Genomic DNA, 1104 nt, shown 5'->3' on the forward strand with positions numbered 1-1104 from the left:
GACTGGCCCACCCACCAGGGCGTCTACCGGTGGTGCGTCGCCCCGGCCCGGCTGGCCGACGCGGGGGAGTGGATCCCGCCGACCACGCCCGGACTGCCACCGTGGCTGCGGCTGTTCGACCGGCCGGTGCTGGTGGTCCGGGACGGCGACGGGCGCTACCTGGCCGGCGTGGGCGTGAAGCGCCACGACGCGTACGGGCACGAGATGGCGGTCGGCACGGCCCCGGAGGCCCGGGGGCGGGGGCTCGCCCGACGGCTGGTCGCCCAGGCGGCCCGCCGGGTGCTCGACGAGGGGGCGGTACCCACCTACCGGCACGATTTCGGGAACGTCGCGTCGGCCCGGGTCGCCGAGGCGGCCGGCTTCCCGGACCGTGGCTGGCGGTCGTACGGGGTGGACCCGCCCTGAGCCGGCCCGGTGCACGGGGTCGGGCTGATCGTCGGGATCGACCGGTTCATGTCGGAGGCGCGGGCGCTGACCAACTTCGCCGGCAACGCCGTCGCCACCGTGCTCGTCGGCACCTGGACCGGTCAGTTCGACCGGGAGCGGGCCGTGGCGGTGCTGCGCGGCGACGACCCGTTCGACGAGGCCACGATGCTCGACGAGGAGCACCGGCCCGAGATGCCGGCGGACGGCACGGAGACCGACGCGCGGGCCGCCGACCCGGTGGCACCCGCCGCGCGCTGACCGGCGGCGCGGACCGTGGATCCCGGGCCGGATCCACGGTCCGCAACCTGTCCCCTCCCAGGTCCGTCACCGGTGACGCTAGGTGCCGCCGGCCCGGTCGACAAGGATTCCCCGGCCGGTCGGGACTGTCCGCTAGCGGACTTGAGCTGGGAAGACGTGCCGACCAGCCGGTCTATCGGCGGGACCGCGCCCGCGCTGCGTCGGTGCGGCCGGGTAGGGTCCCCCTCGGTAATGGGCGGGGGCCGGTAGCGGGCAGAGGTGGGTCATGCAGATCGGCACGCAGAGCACCGAGCCCGGACACGTCACCCTGGCCGTGCACGGCGAGATCGACATGGCCAGTGCCGCGGAGCTGGACCAGGCCCTGGACGCCGTGCTCCGCCGAGCCGGCGTGGTGGAGATCGTCGTCGATCTCACCGAGGT

General features: G+C 75.4%; 2 protein-coding genes. Both read left to right on the forward strand.

Annotation, left to right across the window (positions count from 1 at the left end; translation table 11 throughout):
• Positions 1–405 (forward strand): GNAT family N-acetyltransferase (locus tag MRQ36_RS32990; RefSeq protein ID WP_242801749.1); only part of this gene is annotated, 405 nt, incomplete at its 5' end.
• Between the two features lie 9 nt (positions 406–414).
• The gene (locus MRQ36_RS32995; RefSeq protein WP_278187552.1) at positions 415–684 is read left to right on the forward strand and encodes a hypothetical protein; all 270 of its coding nucleotides are present in this window, start codon (positions 415–417) and stop codon (positions 682–684) included.
• The last annotated feature ends 420 nt before the right edge of the window (positions 685–1104 follow it).

Source organism: Micromonospora sp. R77, assembly GCF_022747945.1.
In the GTDB taxonomy this organism is placed as follows: domain Bacteria; phylum Actinomycetota; class Actinomycetes; order Mycobacteriales; family Micromonosporaceae; genus Micromonospora.